Raw genomic sequence first — 14832 nt, 5'->3', positions numbered from 1 at the left:
AAAACCAAAAAATGTCGACCGAACCCGACTCAGACGACGACCCTGCGGAGACCAGACCCGACGGCGGGACCGTCCAGACGGCCAACTACTTGGACACGCGGATCAACCTGTTCAAGCCCCAAACCCCGTTCATGCGGGACCACCTGAAGGTGGTTTGGGCGACGTTCGCCGCCTGGATCGTGATCGTCTTCGGCCCGGTGACGGTCGCGGCGATCGCGCCTCAGGCCGCCGACGCCCACCGGATCGCGGGCACCCCGACGCTGTTCATGGTGACGGCCATCGGGATCCCGCTTGGCGCGCTGTTGCTCTCGGTGTTCTACGCCTGGCGACGCGACAAGCTCGACGAGAAATATGACGTCCAACACGGCCAGCCCGAGCCCGAATCCACCGAAGAGGCCACGGCGGCCGACGGCGGTGAGGGAGCCGAGGGCTCCGGATCCTCGTCGGAGCCGCGATCCGACGGCGGTGAGACGCGATGATCGACGCCGTGGCGCTACAGGTCATCCCCGAGGGGCTCGACATCGGGTTCAAGCTGATCCCGGCGATCACCGTCTTCGCCATGCTGGCGCTGTTCCTGGGCGTCGGGCTGTTCTTCCGTGTCGCCGACGTCGACGACCTCTGGGTCGCCGGTCGCGGTATCGGGAACATCGAAAACGGGATGGCGATCGGTGCCAACTGGATGAGCGCGGCGAGCTACCTCGGCGTGGCCGCAACGATAGCCGTCTCCGGCTATTTCGGACTGGCGTATCTCGTCGGCTGGACGACGGGCTACTTCATCCTGCTCATCTTCCTGGCCGCGCAGTTCCGCCGGTTCGGGAAGTACACCGCGCCGGACTTCGTCGCCGACCGCTTCTACTCCGAGACCGGCCGCGCGATCGCGGCGGTGACGACGATCGTCATCGCGTACGTCTACGCCGTCAGCCAGGCCCGTGGCATGGGGCTGATGTCGATGTACGTCTTCGGCACCAGCTACGAGGTCGGCGTGGTCATGCTGATGACGATCACGATCATCTACGTCGCGCTCTCGGGAATGTTGGGCACGACGAAGAACATGGCCATCCAGTACGTCATCCTGATCGGAGCGTTCATCGCAGGGATGTACGCCGTCGGCTTCTCGCAGGGCTACTCGACGGTGATGCCGTTCCTCGAGTTCGGCACCGAGGCCGCGTACGTTTCGGACATGATCGCCGCCGAGTTCACCGAGCCCTTCGCCAACGCGGGCTACTACGAATGGGTCGCGCTGGCCTTCACGCTGATCTTCGGGACGTGTGGGCTCCCCCACGTCCTCGTTCGGTTCTACACGGTCGACAACGAGCGCACGGCCCGGTGGTCCTGTGTCTGGGGGCTCTTCTTCATCTGCCTGCTCTACTGGGGCACCGCCGCCTACGCCGCCTTCGGGACCATCCTGTTCGACCAGACGGCCGGCCTGGAGTTCCCGTTCTCGGGAGACCAGGGTGACGTCGTCGTCGTCCTGACGGCTCAACTGGCGGGCCTGCCCGAGTGGCTCGTCGGCCTCGTCGCGGCGGGCGCGATCGCCGCGGCGCTCGCGACGACCGCCGGGCTGTTCGTCTCGGGCTCCTCGGCGGCCGCCCACGACATCTACACGAACCTCTACAAGGAGGACGCGAGCCAGCGCGAGCAGATCATCGTCGGCCGCGTGACGATCGTCGCCCTCGGCATCCTGGTGACGCTGACGGGCGTCGCAAACGTCGGCCTGATCGCGGCGCTGGTCGCGGCGGCCTTCGCGATCGCGGGCAACGTGATGTTCCCCGTCTTCTTCCTCGGGCTGTGGTGGGAGCGCACGACGAGGGAAGGAGCGCTCGCCGGCATGGTCTTCGGGCTGACGGTCTCGGTCGTGACGATCGTCAACGAGTTCGGCGCACAGGGGATCGGGCTCGAGGAGCCGTTCGTCCCCGCGCTCGCGGCCGCGATCCCGGCGACGTCCTCGTCGCTGGTGACCGTGCCGACGGTCTTCGCGATCATCATCGGCGTCTCGCTCGTGACGGACGACCCGCCCGAGCGCGTCAAGCGGCTGGTCCGCCAGTGTCACAGCCCCGAGCCGATGAGCCGGATGCAGAGCGCCGAAGAGGTCGCCGCCACCGACGGCGGCGAGGACGTCTCGAACACCCAGACGGAGAACTGATATGTACGACACGATACTCGTCCCGACGGACGGAAGCGACGTCGCGGAACTGGCGGTCGAACGCGCGATCGATCTCGCCGAGACGTACGGCGCGACGCTGCACACGCTGTACGTCGTCGACACCGACGCGATGGACCTCAGCCTCGGCACCGAACAGGTCGATCGCATCCGGGCCGGCAAGTTCGGCGAGATGGAGGAGGTCGAACGGAAGGCCCGCGATGCGACCGACCGTGTCGTCGAGCGCGCCGAGGAAAGCGGCGTTCCGACGGTCGAACATATCGCCGCGGGGCGCCCCCACACCGTGATCACGAGCTACGCCGACGAGCACGACGCCGACATGATCGTCATGGGCTCGCACGGCCGCAGCGGCGTCTCGCGGGTCCTGCTGGGCAGCGTCGCCGAACGGGTCCTGCGGACGACCCACCGACCCGTGCTCGTCGTCGACGCCCGCCAGGACGACTAACCGCTCCCTTCTCTCGCGATCTCGAGGCTCCAGACGAACCCGAAGTACGCGAGGACGCCCGCGAGCATGAGCATGTAGTAGGCCCACTGGGGGCCGTCGACGACGACGAAGATGACGTTGACCAGCGTCACCCACGCGAGGGCGAAGACGAAATCCGTCAGCAGTCCCCCGCGGTGTTCGCGGACGTACTCGCCGAGACGATCGAGCGCGCTCATTGTCGATCACTGGCGTCGCCGGGGTAAAAACCGAACCGAAACCGCCTACCCGTTGCCGGGCCGATCGGTCCCATGCACGACACACCGGAGGTCGCCGTCTGCCGGCTGGGCCACCGGCCGGGCCGCGACGAGCGGATGACGACCCACGTCGGGCTCACGGCCCGCGCGCTCGGCGCCGACCGGGCGATCCTCCCCGACAACGCCGGCCAGTCGAAGGAGACCGTCGAGGACATCACGACCCGCTTCGGCGGCCCCTTCGCGGTCGAGCTCTCGAGCTCGCAGAAGGCGCTCGTTCGGGGGTGGGAGGGGAGCGTGGTTCACCTGACGATGTACGGCGAGCGGGTCCAGGACGTCGAGAGCGAGATCCGCGCGGCCCATGGCGAGTCCGGTGAGCCCCTCCTCGTCGTCGTCGGCGGCGAGAAGGTCCCGTTCGGGATCTACGAACACGCCGACTGGAACGTCGGCGTCACCAACCAGCCCCACTCGGAGGTGGCGGGTCTCGCGGTGTTCCTCGACCGGCTGTTCGAGGGCCGAGAGCTGGAGCGGGAGTGGGAGGACGCCGACCAGCGGGTGATCCCACAGGAGACGGGGAAGAAGGTCGAGTCTACCGACTCGGGGTGAACGGGTCCACGAGCCCTCCCCTACGATCGGGGTCGTCAGGCACGCCCCGTAGAACGGAGTAGTTGGCAAGACTTAACCGGGGAGCAATGTAATGGCGGTTAATGGCTTTTGAGGATCTACTCGAGGACCCCGTCATACAGAAGTATTTGCACGAGCTGGTGGGGCCGAAGGGAATGCCGGTCGCCGCCGCGCCGCCCGACGGGGAGGTCACCGACGAGGAGCTCGCCGAGGAGCTCGACCTGGAGCTCAACGACGTACGCCGGGCGCTGTTCATCCTCTACGAGAACGACCTCGCGAGCTACCGTCGGCTGCGCGACGAGGACTCGGGCTGGCTGACCTACCTGTGGACCTTCGAGTACGAGAACATCCCGGAGAACCTGGCCGAGGAGATGGAGCGCCTGCTCGACGCCCTAGAGGACCGCGAGGGCTACGAGAGCGACCACGAGTTCTACCTCTGTGAGGTCTGCTCGATCCGCTTCGAGTTCGGCGAGGCGATGGACTTCGGCTTCGAGTGTCCCGAGTGTGGCTCGCCGCTGGAATCGATGGACAACGACAGGCTCGTCGACGCGATGGAACGCCGGATCGACGAACTACGGGGCGAGCTCAACGTCGAGAGCGAGGCCTAATGGTCGTCCTCGCAACCAAGGTGACGGTCCACGGCGAGTCGCGCGAGCAGGCGCTCGACGGGCTCCGGTCGCTCGTCGAGAACGCGATCGGCGAGCTCGACGTGGAGTACGACGTCGGCGTTCGCCACGACGACTTCCCCACCGTGAGCGTCGACGGCGAGGACGCCACCGTCGCCCGCAACGCGCTGCGCGAGGAGTGGGGCGAGATCACCGACGAGTTCACCGAGGGAGAGAGCTACGTCGGCACGCTACAGTCGTGGGACGACGAGGGGTTCGTCCTCGACGCCGGCCGCGAGATACGGATCCCGGCCGGGGAGCTGGGCCTCGGCCAGGGGCGGCCCGCCCAGCTCGTCGAGCGCTTCGGCCTCGTCCAGCACCTTCCCATGAGATTCGTCTACGGGGACGGGGACGAACCCTCCAGGCTGGCCGACGCCGAGCGCGACCGGCTCTACGACTGGACCCGGGGTACCGGCCGGGTGAACGTCAACAACGCCACCCGTGGGGAGGTGCGCGCGACTGTCAACCGTGCGGGCCACGCAAACGACATCGTCACGGTCGAGCGGCTCGGCCTGCTCGAGCAGAGCGTCGTCTGCCGTGAGGGGACCGACCCGCCGGGGCTGCTCTCGGCGATCGGGCCGTACCTCACCTCGGAACTGCGGTGTGTCATCGGTTCATGAACCGCCGACTGCTCGCGCTGGTCTCGCTGGTCGCGCTGCTGTTTCTGGCCGGCTGTGCGGGGTTCGGTTCGACGACCAGCGAGGAGGGGCTCGAGGAGGACGCCGACTACGACTGGGACACCGACGCCGACGGAACCATCGAGGTCACCGACGGCGAGTACGAGGCGGTCTACACGATCGAGGACCGGGAGACGGTGCGGCTCCATCAGTCGACGCGCTACGGTGACGACAACCCGATCGACGTCCGGGCGGTGCAGTTCCGGTATCCCGACGGCACGGTGGTAGGGATGGACGAGATCGAGGTCGAGGAGACACGTTCCGAGGTCTACGTCCACCTGCCCGCCGAGAACGGCCAGCTCGCCTTCACCTCCGACTCCCAGACCCGGAACTTCGCGACCGACACCTTCGTCGACGGCTCCTACGAGGTGATCCTCCCGCCGGGCTACCGCGTCGACAACTTCGTGCTCGCGAACATCCGGCCGGGCGGCCACGAGACCGAGGTCGTCGACGACCAGACCCACATCACCTGGGACGAGATGGACGCCGACGCCATCTCCGTGCGCTACTACCAGGAACGTGACGTCTACCTGTTCGGCGGACTGATCGTGGTCGCCTCGATCGGCGCGACGATCGCCGGGGCGTACGTCTACCGGCAGATCCAGGAGCTCCAGCGCCGGCGCGAGGAGGCGGGGCTCGACGTGGACATCGACGACGACAGCGGGCCGCCGCCGGGAATGGGGTGAGTTTTACTCCGCCGTCCCTAACGGCGGGCATGCACGTCGCGGTGGTCACCGTCGGCGACGAGATCCTCGCGGGCGATACGATCAACACCAACGCCGCGTGGCTCGGCAAACGCCTCGCCGAGCGGGGCGTCGACGTCGAACGCGTGACGGTACTGCCGGATCGTGTGGGCGAGATCGCCCGCGTCGTCAACGAGTACCGCGCGGAGTACGACGCGGTGATCGTCACCGGCGGGCTGGGCCCGACCCACGACGACGTCACCATGGAGGGGGTCGCCGCGGCGATCGGCCGCGGGGTCGAGCGAAACGAGGAGGCGCTGGCGTGGCTCGTCGAGGAGGGAGGCTACGAGCGCGACGAACTCACCGCGGGGACCGCGGACCTGCCCCGTGGTGCGCGCCCGCTACACAACGAGGCGGGTGTCGCCCCCGGCGCCGTCGTCGAGGGGATCTACGTCCTGCCGGGGGTGCCGAGCGAGATGAAGGCGATGTTCGAGTCGATCGAGGGGGAGTTCGAGGGCGAGCCCCGGTACGTCGCCCGGGTCGAGACGAGCGAGCCCGAGAGCGAGCTCGTTCCGCGTCTGGCGGAGCTCCGGGAGCGCTTCGACGTCTCGGTGGGGAGCTACCCCGGCGACGGGGTCAGTCTGAAGCTCATCGGGACCGACGAGGCGACCGTCGAGGCCGCGGCAGACTGGCTCCGCGAGCGCGTCGAACTCGACGGGTAGCGGGAAGGCTGGCGGCCAGCGGACCGGCCTCTATCAGAGGCACCCTATCGCGGTTATCGGCCGGTCCGTGACCGCCAGTAGCCACCCTCACGACGCCGGAGTATATGTGATTAACGACCGTTATGTTACCTGTAGAAGTAGAGCAGCCACGCGAGCGTCACGACGAGACAGACCACGAGCACCGGGAGGCCGAGGTATTCGATCGGGATCGTGCCGTGCTGGTCGAGCGGGAGCGGGTACATGCCTCGACCTGTGTTTCCCTGTTTTATAAGTATTGACAACCGCCTCCGGTCGACGCCGGCCGACCCGGTCGTTCTTTGTCCGTCGGATCGAACCCGTCGGTATGCGACGCATCGGCTTCGTGCTGAACCCCATCGCGGGCATGGGGGGGCGGGTCGGGCTGAAGGGGACCGACGGCAAGGTCGAGGAGGCCCGCGAACGGGGCGCCGAACCCCGCGCGCCCGAACGGGCCGTCGCTGCGCTGGAGGCCCTCCGGGAGCGCTCCTCCGACGTCGAGCTCCTGACCGCCGGCGATCCGATGGGCGAGGTCGAGGCCCGGGAGGCGGGTTTTTCGCCCGAGATCATCCACGAACCCGACGAAGGGACGACCGCGGCCGACACCCGCGAGGCAGTTCGGCGGTTCCTCGAGCGGGGGGTCGACCTCGTCCTGTTCGTCGGCGGGGACGGCACCGCGACGGACGTCGCCGAGACAGTGACCGATGCAGGAAGCGAAACGCCGGTGCTCGGGGTTCCCGCCGGGGTGAAGGTCTACTCGTCGGTCTTCGGCGTCACACCGGAGGACGCGGGCCGGATCGCGGCGAGTTTCGACGCCACGGAATCGCGGGAGGTCAGCGACATCGACGAGGACGCCTACCGTGAGGGTGAGGTACGCACGAGCCTCAGGGCCGTCGTCGACGTCCCGGTCGCCGAGGAGCTACAGTCCTCGAAACAGCTCGGGGGCGGCAGCGTCGAGGGGCTCGTCAAGGGGTTCGCCGCGGAGGTCGACCCCGACACCACGTACGTCTTCGCGCCCGGCAGCACCGTCGGCGCGATCGAAGCGGAGCTCGGGATCGACGCGAGCGCGCTGGGTGTCGACGTCTGGCGAGAGGGGGAGCTGCTCGTCCGGGACGGAAGCGAGTCGGAGGTCCTCGCGGCGCTGGGCGAGCGAAACGTCATCGTCGTCTCGCCGATCGGCGGCCAGGGATTCGTCTTCGGGCGGGGCAACCAGCAGCTCTCGCCCGACGTGATCCGTCGGTGCGAGGTCGAGATCGTCGCTTCCCGGTCGAAGCTCGACGAGACGGGCGTCCTCAGGGTCGACACCGGCGATCCCGAGCTCGACGAGGAGCTGCGGAGCTGGACCCGCGTCCGCGTCGGTCGGGTCGAACGGCGTATGTTGCAGGTCTCCTAACCCACCGGATAGATTATGTTACATATAATGGGAAATGAGTGAATATTAAGACCACTCAGGATATACTGGTGACATGGATACACGCAAGGTCCAGCGACTGGGGCCCTCGACGCTCGCGATGACGTTGCCGGCCGACTGGGCGAAGGAGCATTACGTCGAGAAAGGGGACGAGGTGACGCTGCGACGCGGCAGCAAGGGCGCGCTGACCGTGATGCCCGAGTCCGCCGACCGGGAGGAAAGCGAGGCGATCATCCACGCCGACGAACTCGACGCGCAGGCCATCGAACGGGCGATCGTCGCCCAGTACGTCCTCGGCCGACGGATCATCCACGTCCAACAGGAGGAGGGAGCGCTCTCTTCGGACCACATCAACGCCGTCTACGAGGCAGAAACCCAGCTCATGGGGCTCGGGGTCATCGAGGAGACTCCCGAGGACATCGCGATCCGGTGTTCGGTCGATCCCGAGGACTTCACGCTCGACAACCTACTTAAACGCCTCGAGAACACCGGCAGCACGATGCGCGGCGAGGCCGTCAAGGCGCTCGCGATGGGCAACCCCGACCTGGCCCAGCGTGCGCTCAACCGCGAACGACAGGCCAACAAGATCTTCGTCCTCCTGCTTCGCCTGATCTTCACCGCCTACCAGAACCCGACGTTGGCGCGGGCGGTGGGGTTAGACGACGGCTTTGCCCTGATCGGCTATCGCTCGATCGCGAAGAACCTCGAGCTCACTGCCGATAACGCCGAGGACATCGCCGAGATCGTTCTGGAGTCCGAAGACCACGGGCTGGCGGTTGACAGCGCGACGATGCGTCGGATCCGGGAGTTCACCGATCAGGTCGACGAGATCACGGCGCTGGCGGTCGAGGCCGCCGTCGAACGCGACTACGATCTGACGATCCAGGTGCGCAAACTGTTCAAGGAGATCTCGGATCGGGAGGACGAGATCCTGAGCGACCTCCCCGAGATGGACAACGAGGACCTGCTACAGGTCCGGGAGGTGCTGGTGAGCCTCCAGCAGACCGCCCAGTTCGCCATGCGCAACGCCGAGATTGCCGCAAACCTCGCGCTCAACGAGGAAAGCGAGCACGTGACCATCAAATAGACCGGCTCGTGAACGCCCGGTCGGAACTTGCCCCTTCTTCACCTTTCAAGACCCAGGGGGACGGACGCCAGCCATGGAGTTCGACTACCCGTGGGAGTTCGCCGGCCGGCGATCGGCGACGATGGCGCCGAACGGCATGGTCGCCACGAGCCACCCGCTCGCGGCCCGAGCCGGAACACAGGTGCTGGAGAACGGCGGCAACGCGGCCGACGCCGCGGTCGCCACCGCCGCGGTGTTGAACGTCGTCGAACCACACATGACCGGGATCGGCGGCGACGCCTTCGCGCTGACCCAGTTCGACGGCGAGTACCGCGCGCTCAACGCCAGCGGGCGCGCGCCCGCCGAAGCGGAGCTCGAGGAGTACCGCGAGCGAACCGACGAGAGCGAGGACGGCGAGCCGGTCATGCCCGCCGACGGCGGCCTGCCCGTGACGGTACCGGGCGCGCTCGACGGCTGGGCGACGCTTCTCGACGCCTACGGCACCTTCGAGCTCGACGATCTGCTCGGGCCCGCGATCGGCTACGCCGAGGGCGGGGCGCCGGTCACCGAGTACGTCGCCCGCCAGTGGGGGAACGCCGCCGATCGGATCGCCGAGTTCGACGCGAGCGCCGAGACGTTCCTCCCGGAGGACCGGGCGCCCGAGCCCGGCGAACGGTTCAGGAACCCCGCGTTCGCCGAATCGCTCGAGCTGATCGCCCGCGAGGGTCCCGAGGTATTCTACGGCGGCGAACTCGGCGAGGAGGTCGTCGAGACCGTCCGCGAGCACGGCGGTACCCTCTCGCTCTCCGACCTGGAGGCCCACGAGAGCACGTGGGAGGAACCGATCAGCACGGAGTACGGCGGCGTCGAGGTGCTCGAACACCCGCCCAACGGCCAGGGGATCGTCGCGCTCGAGGCGTTGAACGTCGCCGAGGCGCTGGGGATCGAGGGCGAGCCGACGAACGAGGAGCGCATACACCGGCTCATCGAGGCGACCAAGCTCGCGTTCGCCGACGGCTACGCCCACGTAAGCGACCCCGAACACGTCGAGGTACCCACCGAAACGATGCTCTCGACGGAGTACGCGAGCGAGCGCGCGGACGAGGTCGGAAGCGAGGCCGGCGAGTACGGCGCGCGGGCGGGCGAGCACGCGAACACCGTGTACCTCACCGTCGTCGATCCGCAGGGCAACGCCGTCTCCTTCATCAACAGCGTCTACATGAGCTTCGGCAGCGGGCTCACCGCCGGCGGGTTCGCCCTCCAGAACCGAGGCCACTCCTTCAGCCTCGATTCCGATCATCCCAACCGGCTGGCGCCCGAGAAACGCCCGTTCCACACGATCATCCCCGCAATGTTGCGCGAGGACGGCGGCTTTCGCGCCTCATGGGGCGTGATGGGCGGCTCGATGCAGCCCCAGGGCCACCTACAGGTCGCCGCGCACATGGTCGACGGGCTGAACCCCCAGGCCGCCCTCGACATGCCGCGGTTCCGGTGGCTCAAGGGCAAGCGAGTCGCACTGGAGACGACGCGGATCCCCGACGAGGTAGTCGAGGGACTGCGCGAGCGGGGCCACGAGATCGTCGAGGAAAGCGAGTTCTTCGAGGACGGCGGCCACTGGGGCGGCGGCCAGATCGTCCATCGCGACGACGAGGGGACCCTGATCGGCGGCTCCGATCCCCGAAAGGACGGACAGGCGATCGGGTTCTAGAAAGCCCTCGGCGCTCGTTGGCACTCGCGCCTCGCCCTTTTCATGTCCTTNGTCCCCCCCCCCCGCTTCCGGGTACCAGCCTTTCCCCGCCCCGCTCACGGAACGCTTTGTGTTCCGTTCGCGCCGGCCACCGCACCGCTTTCCTCGACGTTCAGTCCTCAGAGCTGCCCGAATCGGGGACCATCTCGACCTCGCCGGCCTGCACGCCCCAGAGGGTCGCGTAGGTCCCGCCCTCCGAGAGGAGCTCCTCGTGGGTCCCCCGCTCGGTGATCCGGCCGTCCTCGATCACGAGGATCGTATCCGCGCCCTTCACCGTCGAGAGTCGATGGGCGATGGCGAAGGTCGTGCGTTCGGCGGTCAGGCGGTCGAGGCTCTCCTGGATCAGCCGCTCGGTCTCGGTGTCGACGTCGCTGGTCGCCTCGTCGAGGATCAGGATCTCGGGGTCCTGCAGGATCGTCCGCGCGATCGAGAGGCGCTGTTGTTGGCCCCCGGAGAGCTTCACGCCCCGTTCCCCGATCCGGGTGTCGTAGCCCTCCGGGAGGTCCCGGATGAACTCGTCGGCCTCCGCGGCCTCGGCGGCCTCCCTCACCCGCCGCTCGCTCGCGTCGAAGTTCCCGTACCGGACGTTGTCGGCGACGCTACCGTCGAAGAGGTAGGCGTCCTGGCCGACGTAGCCGGTCGCGCCCCGCAGGCTCGAGAGGGTCAGCTCGCGGACGTCGTGGCCGTCGACGCGGATCTCCCCGCGGTTCACGTCATAAAGGCGAAGAAGGAGCTTGAGAAGGGTCGACTTGCCCGCGCCCGTCGGACCGACCAGCGCGACGGTGTCGCCCGCCTCGGCCTCGAAGTCGACGTCGTGGAGCACCCGCTCGCCCGAGTCCTCCTCTTCGGCCGCGGCCAGCGCGTTCTCGGGGTACGCGAAGTCGACGTGGCGGTACTCGACGCGGCCCTCGGGCTCCTCGAGCGCGACGGCGTCGGGCGCGTCGGTGATCCGAACGGGGATGTCCATCAGCCCGAACACCCGCTCGCTCGAGGCCTTCGCGTTCTCGTACTGGTCGATGATGTTCGAGACCTCCGCGAGCGGCGTGACGAAGCGCTGGGTCATCAGCAGGAACGTGACGAACGTTCCAACGGTGAGCTCGCCGGTGAAGGGACCCGGCGCCCCCGAGAACAGCCAGATCCCGCCGACGACGAACGTGGCGGCGAACGCGACCCCCGCGAGCAGCTCCATGCCGGGTCGGTAGACGTAGTTGAGCTTGATGACGTCCATCGTCCGATCGAAGTACTCCCGGGAGGCCCGCCGGACGCGCTCGGTCTCGTACTCCTCGGTGCTCGCGGTCTTGACGAGCTGGATCCCCCCGAGGCTGTTCTCGAGGCGGGTGTTGAGGTCGCCGACGCTCGCGCGCTGGGCGACGTAGATCGGCTCGACGGCCCGCATGAACCAGACCGTGAACAGCACCATCGCGGGGATCGCGATCAGGGTGACGAAGGCGAGTTGGGCGTTGAGATAGAAGAGCACGGCCGCGATCCCGACGAGCATCACGCCCAGTCGCGAGGAGTTCTGAAGGGCGTCGTCGAGGAAGACCTCGAGGTTCGAGGCGTCGTTGTTGAGCACACTCATCACCTCGCCGGTCTGCTTGTCGTCGAAGAAGGGCATGTCGAGGCGCTGCATCCGCTCGAAGCTGTCGGTCCTGACCGCGTGCATTACCCGGTGGGCGAAGACGTTCGCGGCGGTGCCGTAGATCCAGGTGAACACCGCGGTGGTGAGGAAGGCGCCCGCGATTATCGCGGCGGAGAACCAGAACTGGCCCGATTGGGTGGCGGGCAGCCACGCGTCGGGAACCACGGGCAAGGTGAAGGGCTCGGTATCGACGAAGATCGAATCAATGGCGATTCCGAGGATCAACGGGGGGAGGAGGCTCGCGACCCGGGCGACGACGTTCGCGGCCATGCCCAGCGCGAACCACTCGACCTCCGGGCGGCCGTAGACGCGAAAGAGCCGGGCGAGCGGCCGGTCGACCCGGTCGCGGTAGACGTCGAAGACGCTCTCGTCGTTCGCTCCCATCTACCGATGGCGACGAACGCGGGGGGTATGTATCCCTCGAACCCGGCGAGGGACGGCCCCACGGTCCGCTGGCACTCGCGTGCCGATGGCTTTTGGCCTCGGACGCGCAACCAGCCGCCACGATGACCGACTGCTCCGTCTGCGACGACGAGATCGAACAGGAGACCCCCGGCCCGCAAGAGGGGTACGGCGGCGAGAGCTACGCCCCGGCCCAGACCGAGTTCCAGGGGGAGGTCCACTACTTCTGCTGTTCGGACCACAAGGAAGCCTTCGAGAGCGACCCCGAGGAGTACGCCGATTCGTAGGACTACAGCCCGATCTCCCGGCCGATCACGAGGTGCTGGATCTCGCTGGTCCCCTCGCCGATCTCCATCAGCTTCGCGTCGCGGTAGAACCGCTGGGGCGCGAAATCGGTGGTGTAGCCGTAGCCGCCCAGGACCTGCACCGCGTCCTCGGCGACCTCCCGGCAGGCCTCGCTGGCGTCGAGCTTCGCGAGCGCGCTCTTTCGGGTGACCTCCTCGCCCCGGTCGTAAGTCGTGGCGGCATCGTGGGTCAGGAGCCGGGCACGCTCGGTCTTTCGGTGCATCCCGACCACCATGTCCCGCACCGCGTCGAACCCCGAGATGGGTTGTCCGAACTGTTCGCGCTCGGTGCTGTACTCGTGGGCGGCCTCGTAGGCACCCTGGGCGAGTCCCACCGAAAGGGCCGCGATACTGATCCGTCCCCCGTCGAGGGTCTTCTTCGTCTGCTCCCAGCCCTCGCCCTCGTTCCCTAAGAGGCGCTCCTCGGGGAGGTGGACGTCGTCGAACCGGATCTCACAGGTCGGCGAGGCGTTCAGCCCCATCTTCTCCCAGATCGTCGTCACCTCGAAGCCGTCGTCCTCGCGGGGGTCGACGATGAACGTGGAGATGCCGTCGTAGCCCGCCTCGGGCTCGGTGACGGCCTTCACGAGGATCGAGCCGGCCTCCGATGCGTTCGTGATGAACTGCTTGGTGCCGTTCAGCACGTAGCCGTCGCCCTCGCGTTCTGCGGTCGTGCTCATGTTCGAGGCGTCCGACCCGCTCTCGGGCTCGGTGAGCGCCCACCCGCCGACGTACTCGCCCTCCGCGAGCGGTTTCAGCCAGCGCTCCTTCTGTTCCTCGGTGCCGAACAGCTCGATGGGCTTCGAGGCGAGGCTGACGTGGGCGGCATACGAGAGCCCGACCGAGCCCGAGACCCGCCCCAGCTCCTCGGTGACCAGCGCGTACATGAGCTGGTCGCCGCCCAATCCTCCATAGTCCTCGGCGATCGGCACGCCCATGACGTCGAGCCCCGCGAGCTGGTCGAAGACCTCCTCGGGGTAGCGGTGTTCGTCCTCGATCTCCTGGGCGATGGGCTCGATCTCCTCCTCGCAGAAGTCACGAACCGTATCGCGGATCATCCGGTGTTCGTCGGGGAGCCTGAGGTCCATGTCCCACGTTGCGCGAGCGGCGGCTTAAAAACAGGGTACGACCGTGACAGACCGATGGAAGGGCAGGGTCTATACCTCTCGGGCGCCTCCACCCGGTGAATGGAGTTCCGTCGGTTGATCCGTGGACGCGTCGACGAGCCACAGCTCGAGCGGATCGGCCGCGAGCTCGCCGAGCGCTACGACCGCGAGAGCGTCCACATCTCGGTGCTCGAGGCCGACAACTGGCTCTCGACGCCCTGCGTCGTCGACGAGGAGTGGTTCGTGAAGGTGATCAGCCCGCAGAACGCGCTGGTCCACGCGCTCTTCACCGGCGCGCGCAACCTCGGGGTCTTCTCGCGTGGCGAGGAGGGGTTCTTCGGGCGGTTCGAGGACCCCCTCGAGATGAGCCAGCACGAGCTCGAGGCCACGCGGAAGGTCCGGGAGATCGGGCTGAACGCCCCGGAACCGATCGAGGCGTTCGGCGTCGACGAGTTCGGCGTGCTCGTCCTCGAGTATCTCCCCGACTTCCGGACCCTCGACGAGCTCTCGCCCGCGGAGGTCGAGGCCGTCGCGCCCGAGCTCTTCGCCGCGCTCGCGACCATGCACGATCACGACCTCGCCCACGGCGACCTCCGGGCGGAGAACGTCCTGCTCCAGGACGACGAGCTGTTCTTCATCGACGCGACCAACGTCCGCGAGGACGGCCGCTCGACCGCGCGAGCCTACGACATCGCGAGCGCGCTCGCGACGCTCGAACCGGTGCTCGGAGGCAAGCGCGCCATCGAGATCGCCGCGCGGGCCTACAGCGTCGAGGACCTGCTCGCCGCGCGTGACTTCCTCGACTTCGTCCGGCTGCGCCCCGACCACGAGTTCGAGGCCACCGGGCTGAAGGGCGAGATCGAACGGCGGGCCGACTGACGGGCAACTTTTTACC

The 14832-nt window shown here is 67.8% G+C and carries 16 protein-coding genes; 13 read left to right on the top strand and 3 right to left on the bottom strand.

Features of this window, described 5'->3' with window-relative positions; genetic code table 11:
- Nucleotides 1-11 precede the first annotated feature (11 nt).
- From WOA58_RS13560 to WOA58_RS13550, 3 genes are read left to right on the top strand one after another with little or no spacing between them, the layout of a single operon-like run.
- A complete protein-coding gene (locus WOA58_RS13560; RefSeq protein ID WP_340604783.1) occupies nt 12-479 on the top strand; it encodes a DUF4212 domain-containing protein in 468 nt (155 codons plus the stop codon).
- A complete protein-coding gene (locus tag WOA58_RS13555; RefSeq protein ID WP_340604782.1) occupies nt 476-2143 on the top strand; it encodes a solute symporter family protein in 1668 nt (555 codons plus the stop codon). Before WOA58_RS13560 ends, WOA58_RS13555 begins: the two co-directional genes overlap by 4 nt.
- 1 nt (nt 2144) lies before the next feature.
- On the top strand, nt 2145-2606 hold the full coding sequence (locus WOA58_RS13550) for a universal stress protein (RefSeq protein ID WP_340604780.1): 462 nt from the start codon (nt 2145-2147) through the stop codon (nt 2604-2606).
- Here the strand turns inward: WOA58_RS13550 and WOA58_RS13545 are convergent.
- Entirely contained in the window at nt 2603-2821 is a 219-nt protein-coding gene (locus tag WOA58_RS13545; RefSeq protein WP_340604779.1) for a hypothetical protein, read from the bottom strand. The two genes, WOA58_RS13550 and WOA58_RS13545, sit on opposite strands and share 4 nt — an antisense overlap.
- A gap of 72 nt (nt 2822-2893) precedes the next feature.
- Here WOA58_RS13545 and WOA58_RS13540 point away from each other — a divergent pair, with 72 nt between their 5' ends.
- The 8 genes from WOA58_RS13540 (at nt 2894) to ggt (ending at nt 10407) form a co-directional block, all read left to right on the top strand.
- Nucleotides 2894-3442, top strand: coding sequence for a tRNA (cytidine(56)-2'-O)-methyltransferase (locus tag WOA58_RS13540; protein WP_340604778.1), 549 nt, complete (start codon nt 2894-2896; stop codon nt 3440-3442).
- Nucleotides 3443-3543: 101 nt separating this feature from the next.
- Nucleotides 3544-4068: a transcription factor gene (locus WOA58_RS13535; RefSeq protein WP_340604777.1), complete on the top strand. Its 525-nt coding sequence runs from the start codon at nt 3544-3546 to the stop codon at nt 4066-4068.
- A complete protein-coding gene (locus tag WOA58_RS13530; RefSeq protein ID WP_340604776.1) occupies nt 4068-4745 on the top strand; it encodes a DUF2110 family protein in 678 nt (225 codons plus the stop codon). The genes WOA58_RS13535 and WOA58_RS13530 overlap by 1 nt, the downstream gene beginning before the upstream one ends.
- On the top strand, nt 4742-5488 hold the full coding sequence (locus WOA58_RS13525; protein WP_340604775.1) for a DUF5803 family protein: 747 nt from the start codon (nt 4742-4744) through the stop codon (nt 5486-5488). The genes WOA58_RS13530 and WOA58_RS13525 overlap by 4 nt, the downstream gene beginning before the upstream one ends.
- 29 nt (nt 5489-5517) lie before the next feature.
- Complete coding sequence (locus WOA58_RS13520) at nt 5518-6207, top strand: competence/damage-inducible protein A (RefSeq protein ID WP_340604774.1); 690 nt, start codon at nt 5518-5520, stop codon at nt 6205-6207.
- Between the two features lie 343 nt (nt 6208-6550).
- Nucleotides 6551-7615 (top strand): ATP-NAD kinase family protein, encoded by a 1065-nt coding sequence (locus WOA58_RS13515; RefSeq protein ID WP_340604772.1) that lies wholly within the window; start codon nt 6551-6553, stop codon nt 7613-7615.
- A gap of 73 nt (nt 7616-7688) precedes the next feature.
- Nucleotides 7689-8720: a phosphate uptake regulator PhoU gene (locus WOA58_RS13510; RefSeq protein ID WP_340604771.1), complete on the top strand. Its 1032-nt coding sequence runs from the start codon at nt 7689-7691 to the stop codon at nt 8718-8720.
- Between the two features lie 73 nt (nt 8721-8793).
- A complete protein-coding gene (ggt, locus tag WOA58_RS13505; protein WP_340604770.1) occupies nt 8794-10407 on the top strand; it encodes a gamma-glutamyltransferase in 1614 nt (537 codons plus the stop codon).
- Between the two features lie 151 nt (nt 10408-10558).
- On the opposite strand, the gene WOA58_RS13500 is transcribed toward ggt, so the two are convergent.
- Nucleotides 10559-12469, bottom strand: coding sequence for an ABC transporter ATP-binding protein (locus WOA58_RS13500; RefSeq protein ID WP_340604769.1), 1911 nt, complete (start codon nt 12467-12469; stop codon nt 10559-10561).
- A gap of 122 nt (nt 12470-12591) precedes the next feature.
- Between WOA58_RS13500 and WOA58_RS13495 the strand changes: the two genes are divergently transcribed.
- A complete protein-coding gene (locus WOA58_RS13495) occupies nt 12592-12774 on the top strand; it encodes a YHS domain-containing protein (RefSeq protein ID WP_340604768.1) in 183 nt (60 codons plus the stop codon).
- A 2-nt stretch (nt 12775-12776) separates the two neighbouring features.
- Here WOA58_RS13495 and WOA58_RS13490 read toward each other — a convergent pair whose 3' ends face one another.
- A complete protein-coding gene (locus WOA58_RS13490) occupies nt 12777-13919 on the bottom strand; it encodes an acyl-CoA dehydrogenase family protein (RefSeq protein WP_340604767.1) in 1143 nt (380 codons plus the stop codon).
- Nucleotides 13920-14018: 99 nt separating this feature from the next.
- Here WOA58_RS13490 and WOA58_RS13485 point away from each other — a divergent pair, with 99 nt between their 5' ends.
- Complete coding sequence (locus WOA58_RS13485) at nt 14019-14816, top strand: RIO1 family regulatory kinase/ATPase domain-containing protein (protein ID WP_340604766.1); 798 nt, start codon at nt 14019-14021, stop codon at nt 14814-14816.
- The last annotated feature ends 16 nt before the right edge of the window (nt 14817-14832 follow it).

It is taken from the genome of Halalkalicoccus tibetensis (assembly GCF_037996645.1).
Taxonomy (GTDB): domain Archaea; phylum Halobacteriota; class Halobacteria; order Halobacteriales; family Halalkalicoccaceae; genus Halalkalicoccus; species Halalkalicoccus tibetensis.
The sequence above is the reverse complement of the archived record's forward strand: the minus strand, read 5'-3'. Positions and strand labels throughout refer to the sequence as shown.

What these genes read in the sequence shown, in the direction of transcription:
- WOA58_RS13560 (WP_340604783.1), top strand. Translation starts at nt 12, where the DNA reads ATGTCGACCGAACCCGACTCAGACGACGACCCTGCGGAGACCAGACCC.
- WOA58_RS13555 (WP_340604782.1), top strand. Translation starts at nt 476, where the DNA reads ATGATCGACGCCGTGGCGCTACAGGTCATCCCCGAGGGGCTCGACATC.
- WOA58_RS13550 (WP_340604780.1), top strand. Translation starts at nt 2,145, where the DNA reads ATGTACGACACGATACTCGTCCCGACGGACGGAAGCGACGTCGCGGAA.
- WOA58_RS13545 (WP_340604779.1), bottom strand. Translation starts at nt 2,821, where the DNA reads ATGAGCGCGCTCGATCGTCTCGGCGAGTACGTCCGCGAACACCGCGGG.
- WOA58_RS13540 (WP_340604778.1), top strand. Translation starts at nt 2,894, where the DNA reads ATGCACGACACACCGGAGGTCGCCGTCTGCCGGCTGGGCCACCGGCCG.
- WOA58_RS13535 (WP_340604777.1), top strand. Translation starts at nt 3,544, where the DNA reads ATGGCTTTTGAGGATCTACTCGAGGACCCCGTCATACAGAAGTATTTG.
- WOA58_RS13530 (WP_340604776.1), top strand. Translation starts at nt 4,068, where the DNA reads ATGGTCGTCCTCGCAACCAAGGTGACGGTCCACGGCGAGTCGCGCGAG.
- WOA58_RS13525 (WP_340604775.1), top strand. Translation starts at nt 4,742, where the DNA reads ATGAACCGCCGACTGCTCGCGCTGGTCTCGCTGGTCGCGCTGCTGTTT.
- WOA58_RS13520 (WP_340604774.1), top strand. Translation starts at nt 5,518, where the DNA reads ATGCACGTCGCGGTGGTCACCGTCGGCGACGAGATCCTCGCGGGCGAT.
- WOA58_RS13515 (WP_340604772.1), top strand. Translation starts at nt 6,551, where the DNA reads ATGCGACGCATCGGCTTCGTGCTGAACCCCATCGCGGGCATGGGGGGG.
- WOA58_RS13510 (WP_340604771.1), top strand. Translation starts at nt 7,689, where the DNA reads ATGGATACACGCAAGGTCCAGCGACTGGGGCCCTCGACGCTCGCGATG.
- ggt (WP_340604770.1), top strand. Translation starts at nt 8,794, where the DNA reads ATGGAGTTCGACTACCCGTGGGAGTTCGCCGGCCGGCGATCGGCGACG.
- WOA58_RS13500 (WP_340604769.1), bottom strand. Translation starts at nt 12,469, where the DNA reads ATGGGAGCGAACGACGAGAGCGTCTTCGACGTCTACCGCGACCGGGTC.
- WOA58_RS13495 (WP_340604768.1), top strand. Translation starts at nt 12,592, where the DNA reads ATGACCGACTGCTCCGTCTGCGACGACGAGATCGAACAGGAGACCCCC.
- WOA58_RS13490 (WP_340604767.1), bottom strand. Translation starts at nt 13,919, where the DNA reads ATGGACCTCAGGCTCCCCGACGAACACCGGATGATCCGCGATACGGTT.
- WOA58_RS13485 (WP_340604766.1), top strand. Translation starts at nt 14,019, where the DNA reads ATGGAGTTCCGTCGGTTGATCCGTGGACGCGTCGACGAGCCACAGCTC.